Origin of the sequence: Paenibacillus sp. FSL R5-0914 (genome assembly GCF_038004525.1) — a bacterium.
Taxonomy (GTDB): domain Bacteria; phylum Bacillota; class Bacilli; order Paenibacillales; family Paenibacillaceae; genus Paenibacillus_AQ.
Genome location: NZ_JBBORH010000001.1, coordinates 3,603,162 through 3,610,161, shown reverse-complemented (window position 1 = coordinate 3,610,161; position 7,000 = coordinate 3,603,162). Strand labels below are relative to the sequence as shown.

General features: G+C 37.8%; 8 protein-coding genes. All 8 read right to left on the bottom strand.

The features are described 5' to 3' along the window. Nucleotides 1-230 precede the first annotated feature (230 nt). The gene (locus tag MKX60_RS16045) at nucleotides 231-404 is read right to left on the bottom strand and encodes a hypothetical protein (protein ID WP_341060256.1); all 174 of its coding nucleotides are present in this window, start codon (nucleotides 402-404) and stop codon (nucleotides 231-233) included. Between the two features lie 110 nt (nucleotides 405-514). Beyond that, nucleotides 515-1,153 carry a hypothetical protein gene (locus MKX60_RS16040; protein WP_340970833.1) on the bottom strand — a complete coding sequence of 213 codons (639 nt, stop codon included), beginning with the start codon at nucleotides 1,151-1,153 and terminating at the stop codon, nucleotides 515-517. A 413-nt stretch (nucleotides 1,154-1,566) separates the two neighbouring features. Further along, nucleotides 1,567-2,124 carry a hypothetical protein gene (locus MKX60_RS16035; RefSeq protein WP_341060255.1) on the bottom strand — a complete coding sequence of 186 codons (558 nt, stop codon included), beginning with the start codon at nucleotides 2,122-2,124 and terminating at the stop codon, nucleotides 1,567-1,569. A 732-nt stretch (nucleotides 2,125-2,856) separates the two neighbouring features. After that, nucleotides 2,857-4,185, bottom strand: coding sequence for an SMI1/KNR4 family protein (locus MKX60_RS16030; RefSeq protein ID WP_339796738.1), 1,329 nt, complete (start codon nucleotides 4,183-4,185; stop codon nucleotides 2,857-2,859). Nucleotides 4,186-4,204: 19 nt separating this feature from the next. Beyond that, nucleotides 4,205-4,714 carry an endonuclease V gene (locus tag MKX60_RS16025; protein ID WP_042189378.1) on the bottom strand — a complete coding sequence of 170 codons (510 nt, stop codon included), beginning with the start codon at nucleotides 4,712-4,714 and terminating at the stop codon, nucleotides 4,205-4,207. Nucleotides 4,715-5,642: 928 nt separating this feature from the next. Further along, entirely contained in the window at nucleotides 5,643-5,918 is a 276-nt protein-coding gene (locus MKX60_RS16020) for a hypothetical protein (protein WP_339242067.1), read from the bottom strand. 152 nt (nucleotides 5,919-6,070) lie between these two features. Further along, nucleotides 6,071-6,385: a hypothetical protein gene (locus MKX60_RS16015; protein WP_341060254.1), complete on the bottom strand. Its 315-nt coding sequence runs from the start codon at nucleotides 6,383-6,385 to the stop codon at nucleotides 6,071-6,073. Nucleotides 6,386-6,704: 319 nt separating this feature from the next. Continuing rightward, nucleotides 6,705-6,890: a hypothetical protein gene (locus tag MKX60_RS16010; RefSeq protein ID WP_339242071.1), complete on the bottom strand. Its 186-nt coding sequence runs from the start codon at nucleotides 6,888-6,890 to the stop codon at nucleotides 6,705-6,707. Nucleotides 6,891-7,000: the final 110 nt, after the last annotated feature.

Genomic DNA, 7,000 nt, shown 5'->3' with positions numbered 1-7,000 from the left:
TTTCACTTGCTTCGATGACAGCTGAGGGAATTGTCTGCCGATCAGCGTCCGCGCCTGCTCTTCGTTAACCTCCCACTCCGCCTCCCATACATTCGTACCTCTCATGAAATGTCTGCCTCCTCGTTCCTTACTTTATTTAGACGTTTACATTCCCTGGAAGTTACTCATAACTGCCCGTTAGCTTAATGAAGCGTCCGCTAGTCTAATACTTTTTTTCTCAGTCTACAACTTTATTTTCTCAGGACATCAATATATATAATAATTGGACCAAGCCTTTCATCGTCTTTAGTTTTTAAGGTAACTGCAACAAATTCATCTTTTATCTGATTTGAACAATTATTTTTTATCCAATTAGCATTTCGTTCATCCTCAATTCCAAACAGTACAACAGATGCTTGCCCCACTGGATTTAACTCTATTTTTCGCACTTCTTCTGTAAGGCTATTCCAAGCTATTTAACTTATTGATGACATTCTGAAGTCCCTATTTTGTTGACTTCTTGAAACAGAAAATTTCAAAGTACTACTCCTAGTTTTGAGAGAACCCGATCCATTTTATCAAAATGTTCTTTGTCGCTTGAAGCATAAATCAAATCAAAACTATCGTCATTATTCATCACCGTTATTATGCTGTCATCGTAATTCCCATAAAATTCGATGCCAATCCAATGCCGAAAGGAAATACCTTTGTTTTTAAAATTTTCACGAATAAAATCCAAGTCGGTTTGTTCAATGGAATAGAACGATACACAGCCGTATTCAAGAGCGAATACGGTTTGCAAATAGGCCATCGCCTGAAAAAAATCGGTCAATGTTTCAAATTCCATTTTCCATACCTTTTCATCGTAACTCATATAGACAGGGGGATTGGACCTGGATAAATCGTTCCTATGGATTCCCCAGACACAGGCACGCTGATTCTCGCAATAAAAAATTAAATATTCGCTATGCTTGAAGTATTGGAATTGCTCGGGCTTGATCAAACTATCTTGCGTATGGTTCAGCCGCTCGTCTTTACCGAGTTCCAAATAATAATCTATAAACACCTGGGGCAATTCACCAAAATTATTTTTAATGGTTTGTATCTCGTCATGACTAAACCCGTTTCGTTTCGTAATATGAAACAGCTTTTTAATCATTGTAAAATCAGTCATCCGCAGCACACCTTATCCTTGTATAATTTGCTATCGATTGACTTAAGAATATTCCAAGTCAGTCTCCTTAACCATCAAGGGGGCATGTTATATATTTTACCATATCTTTACTCCACTAATCTGCCCGTTAGTTGAACAAAGGGCTACCTCTCGGCAGCCCTCATTATTGAACTCTAGTTCCTCGTTAGCTTAACGACACGATAACATAAAAATCCCAATATATGGTACAGTGTTGTTGGAAGTTTGAAAGTCATCAATCTAGCATTAAAAGGGGGCTTCTGAGAGTTGAGTAAAGAATTCAATTCCAAAACTCTCATAAATTTTACTTGCTACATTTACAGTAAGTAACAAGCCAATAGCGAAAAAAACAATTGATTCAAGCAATATAACAACATCTTTTTTTAAGCCTTGAATTACGTCCAATATTGCTCTTCAATCTTCAGATCCTTATGTCTCTTATCTACGTACTCATTCTCACTAATTATTTCTATTTCATTAGAATCAAAAAAACTAAGCAATCTCAATCCTTCATTTAACAATTCATCTTTATATTGTCGGGAAAACTCTGACCTTTTAACTGGGTCTGCAAGTTGATCATCGTAATCAAATACAATATATTTAAGGGCTATCATCCTAAAAAAGGAATATCCATTACAATACTCCCTGTAAATCTGTGAACAAGAACTAATGAATTCCTCCTCAATATAAACAAATCGATTTAATAGATCTCTGATCTTAAACTCTTCAACTGACCTATAATTAAGAATTTTTGTAAGTTGCCCTTCTAATTCATCCATCACATATTTAGAATTATAATTTAGATTAATCAATCTAAAATAGACATCTTTACCTAATGATTCTTCAAGTATCTCTTCTTTGTCATAAAGCCACTGTTCAAATTCCTTTGTTGAAAGTTTATTCCTCAAGACTGAGTGAAACCATTCTATAATTTCTTCATTGATCAGATCCATGATTTCAATCCTTTCCTTGCACCGCGGTTTCATATAACGCCTTATTTACGAACTTCGTGAATTTTCTTATGTATGAAGTATTCGTCGAAATGCTTACGCTCTGCTGCCCGTTAGTTGAATAAATAAAAAACGGCTGCCGAAGCAACCGCTATTCCACTAACGTACACGTTAGTGTACTTTCATTCTATCCTAAAACAGAAATGCAAACTAGCGTTCTTGTTTCTGTGTTTATATAATCAGGGGTTTCAGACAACGTCTTATTCGCGAACTTCGTGAATAATTCCGTATGTTGAGTATTCGCGAAATTACTGAGCTATCCTGCCCGTTAGCGCAGCAAGGCTGCCAATCGTGCTGGCAGCCTTGTCATGGTTGAACTATCGTTTCCCGTTAGCATTCCTGTAGAGCGTTATCTATCGTCACTTATCAAGCTGACAAATTTCACGAATAAATGAGCCTTCGTGAGAAAACTTAATAGCTCTTTGGCAATCGGTACATATTCTTGACATTGTACATTGACAAGAATATGTACCGATAAAACAATAAAACCACGATTTACGCGGTAATTAATCGGCTTATATTCTTGTCATTCGACAGAAAAATAAGGCCACGGTGTAAACCGTGACCTGCCTAAAACTAATTGGTTGTTGGTCTTGTAGATATTAGACCCACTAATATTTATAGGATAAAGTTTGATTTATGGTCATGCATCCGCATTGTATGAATAATGAGTAATTATTCTTTGTCAAAATAATCATCTGGCAAATTTAATTTTTTCAAACAACCTGTAAATTTTTCTCTGAAATTAATATTGCTTTTATATTCCGGCCATGCAACCTTATAATGACGCAATAACTTCTCATGAGGGATAACGCCCCAAAATAAAATAGTGTTTTTCACAACCTCCTTATCGCCACCCACTAACATCTGTTCAATGATTTCCCAACTTTCCGATTTGTCATTGCAATTGCGTGTGGCATAGATTGCGGCAGATTGAATATTCGAGTCGGTGTGGCACAAAAAGGACGCAAAGTTCTGAAGTGTAATCGCGCCGGAAGATTCCAAAACATACCCCACATGACGTAACGTTTCCGAATCGTGAACCCTGTCAAGACTTTGCAATATCACTTTTATAAATTCCGCTAAATCAAAAGATTTACCGTACCAATTCAGAATCATTAAAGCTTGTAAAAAATCTTCATTTCTTTCAGAATACAACAGCTCCAGAAGATAGTCTCTTCCCGCATCAAAAGAGGTTTTGCAGATTAGCTGAATGGCTGTGGTGCGATCATTTTGTCTTTGCTCAGCAACGCTCCTTAAAAAATCAATGGTTGGCTGCGAGATTTTCTTAAACTTGAACATTCCATCAAGCGCTTTTGATTTGATTTCTTCGTTTGGGGCGTTTTGATAAACCTGTATCAACGCATTTTCATCGCCCGGCATTCTACTGCCAAACCACGCGATATCATAATCCAGAATAATTTCGTCCAGCCAGCGCTCATACCAGTCCAGAAAGTTGTCTTCATAGACAAAGAAAAAGGGATGATCAGGATAAAAAACTGCAGTGTAAATGATTTTCCCCCTGTGTTTCCCTTCAAGTACGAGATACATATCGTATTCACAGCCTTGTGTGCCAATGCACAACATGCCGCCCATCACCCTATCACGGGCGGCGTCGTATTCCGGGTCGGAGATGTCTTCATCACTGATCAGTGGCTCGATCAGATGGTTCCATTTTTCTTTTGTCATTCTCGGGTGTAGAACGCATTTTGTAGTGAATGCATTTCTTTCGGTATAGGAAGTTGCTTTTTCAATCGAATAAATCCCGTAATAAGGCCCGGCACCTCCATTTCCGACTTTCGTTAAAAACTGGGCATAAGGCTCCGGAAGTGTGACTTGATTCTTTGCTTGCCAGTCCGCAAGCTCTTTTGCTGTAAGCACTTCATAAACCTTGTATTTATGTGAAGATGCTCCAAACACCAAAAAAGCCGTATCTTTGCGCATGGCCTTTTCGAGTTTGTTTTTTATTCGATCAAGTTGTGTTTCTTTCTTCCAAAACAACATATTGAATCCCCCCTGTTGATTATAGCCGGGCTTCCTTCGTTTGCTTATCCAGCAATTTCAGCAGATGCGGAAATCGGTATTCTCCGTACATACTCTGTATGTGCTCGGCAGCGACTGCTAGCTCCATGCCGACAGAGGTTATATACAAAGGCTTGGAGCTGTTGCCTCGGTAAAGCTTTTTGACAAAGGCTTCGTTGTCGTGAAAGGCATTTTTTGCAACACCGATCACTGGAATTTCCCCTGAAAAATTTGTGTAAACATAATGTCCGAGCCCGGGCTTTTTCTCATTGTTTAAGTACACATAGCCATCCACAACAATGGTATGTATTTGATTTATGTCAGTAAGTTTCAACAGTTCCTGTATGCAAGGGAGCTCTCGTTTATAGAAAAAACCCGTTTCGTATTTGTGAGGATTTTCCGTATAAGACATGATGACTTCGAGTGGTTTAGAATCTTCCCAACATTGAAAAATAACCCCCACTGATTTCGCTTTATTTTCCTCATAATACACATCGACAGCGATGATCATTGATAGCGATTCCTTCCTTTAAGCTCATTTTAAGCTATAGATTATAGCCAATATATCACATTTTGCCGTGCAGGATGATCTATAGATTATCCCAATACCACCACTCCACCAATCTAACCTATCAAGGGGCGGGTAGTATTTATTCTGCCGCAGGCGCAGCACAGAAAAAATCTCCACCCTAAAACCCTTGACAGGCTGGATTTTTGACGTGCCATTTCGCCGCCGACAACGGGGAACAGGATTTTATCCTGCCCCCGGCCTCCTCCAAAGAATAGGATAGGGTGTAAATGATTGAATCTAAATGTACAGTTTCGCTTGGATAAGATTGTACAAAACGCTTGAATAATAACAAAGAATTAAGAATCTTTGGCTCTAACTAACGCCTTCCGCTCTCGCTTCAGTTGTTGGCATATATAGAGTTGGAATGGTTTTGTTTCACAAACCATTCACTTCTATACATGTAATATTCACAGAAAACTATGTACAAGAAGCTCACTTGTACGCATATAATCCTAGAAAAGCGCTTAGCAGCTGTTTTTAAGGATTATACCAATCATTTTAGAACATTCTTACACAAGCAAATATGTACATCCTTATATCAGCATTTACAAACTATCCTCCGTTAACTTAACGAAGAAAGGAGCAGCTGCCGCGGTGGCAAACTGCTCCCAGGATCTCTAGACTAACGTGTCCCGTTAGTTCAAGAAGAATCGTAAACATTTCACTATTCCTTTACTTCGGTTAATTTCAATAAAACGCCCTTTTAACTAACCTGCCCATTAGCTTAAAGCCATTACCGCAAAGGTACCATCGACAGCAATATTACTACTCCTGTTTAATTTTTGATAATATATCATAAAAAAGACTATCGAATGGACTTGTCGATAGTCTTTTTTGGGCTATTATTTGAATGGACGCATTGTTGCAGCTATTCCTTTAGGGCATCCACATATTGCTTCGCTTCTAATAGTGACAAACCAAGCACTTCTCTCGCTTTTTTAACAGCTGCTACTTCCTTGCCGTTACGTACGAGCTGGAGAACCTCATTTTGAACAAGATGTGGGGGCAGACCTTCAGACTTGGCAATTTGGTCAACGTTTACGTGCATTGTTTTGATACGAGCTTCCATGGCACTTACTTTGTTATACACAGTTAAACATACAACTAAGGACACAAGTGATATCGTAATTGATAGGTATTCCATTTGCGACACTCCCTTCTATCTCTTCTTTTATTCTAAATGAAGATGTCTGGTTAAACAAATTTATGTCGTGTCCTATTGAACTAACCTGCCCGTTACCTTAATAACGCAGTGTCAGTCTAATACTTTATTTGCCGAGTCTAACACTTTATTTTTCAGTCTAGAACGCTATTTTCATTTGACACTTCTCTCTCACATTTAATTTTCTCGCAGTCTTCAATAATGAACTGAATCTCATCCGCTGTAAGCTTAGCTTTTTTCGAAGAAAAATCCTTTTTTAAATTGTTGTAGACTTTCTTATTATTTTTGAGCAATTTGAACTCATATCCCATACTACTAACATAAAAATGTTTTGGCTCATGACTATCAATTCCATAACCCGAAACTTTAAGTATAGTTAGATATTCTAAAGTTTTATTTTCTATGTATGCAGCAGTGGACCTATGATGTCCGTCAATTAATGTACTCATAAAACCTTCATAATAATATGTGAGCCGAGTCATGATCTCCCCATTTTTAATTCGCTCCCTATATTCATAACTCTTTCAATGTTTAAACAATCGATTCGTTGAGAAGGTAGAAGGAATTTGGGAACCCCCTTGCTTGAATGGTACTTGTAAAAAACATCAGCTGACGCATTATACGTTCTCCTCTTAGTAAATAAGTTCCAAAAAAACTCTCCTTCTCCGTTAGTTGGTATCATTTCTATATAAGACATCAGGTAATAACCATTTTCTAGAATACTCAGTAGAGGTTTAACCTTTTCAAATGCAGTACTAAGGTCATTCCCTACCTCTTGTGAATCTTTAACTTCATCAATCGCTCACCAGAGTTATCCACCCCAAATTTAGTTATTAACTTTCCACTCCCATTATTTACTCGAAGTAACAAAGCATCCTTGTCCCATGAGTTAAAAATACTCGGAATGATTTCTTCGCATACGATCGAATTAGGTGCCTTAAATATCTTCTTCATAACTTCCACCCCACCCTAATATTACAAAAACTATACCCTATCTTGAATTCCCCTTATCATCAACTAACAAAAAAACCATCAGATTTCTCTGACGGTTTTGAGGTCTTACT

Bases quoted from the DNA above. Each gene is read 5' to 3' on its own strand.
- MKX60_RS16035 (WP_341060255.1), bottom strand. From the start codon at position 2,124: ATGGATCTGATCAATGAAGAAATTATAGAATGGTTTCACTCAGTCTTG.
- MKX60_RS16040 (WP_340970833.1), bottom strand. From the start codon at position 1,153: ATGACTGATTTTACAATGATTAAAAAGCTGTTTCATATTACGAAACGA.
- MKX60_RS16030 (WP_339796738.1), bottom strand. From the start codon at position 4,185: ATGTTGTTTTGGAAGAAAGAAACACAACTTGATCGAATAAAAAACAAA.
- MKX60_RS16010 (WP_339242071.1), bottom strand. From the start codon at position 6,890: ATGAAGAAGATATTTAAGGCACCTAATTCGATCGTATGCGAAGAAATC.
- MKX60_RS16020 (WP_339242067.1), bottom strand. From the start codon at position 5,918: ATGGAATACCTATCAATTACGATATCACTTGTGTCCTTAGTTGTATGT.
- MKX60_RS16025 (WP_042189378.1), bottom strand. From the start codon at position 4,714: ATGATCATCGCTGTCGATGTGTATTATGAGGAAAATAAAGCGAAATCA.
- MKX60_RS16015 (WP_341060254.1), bottom strand. From the start codon at position 6,385: ATGAGTACATTAATTGACGGACATCATAGGTCCACTGCTGCATACATA.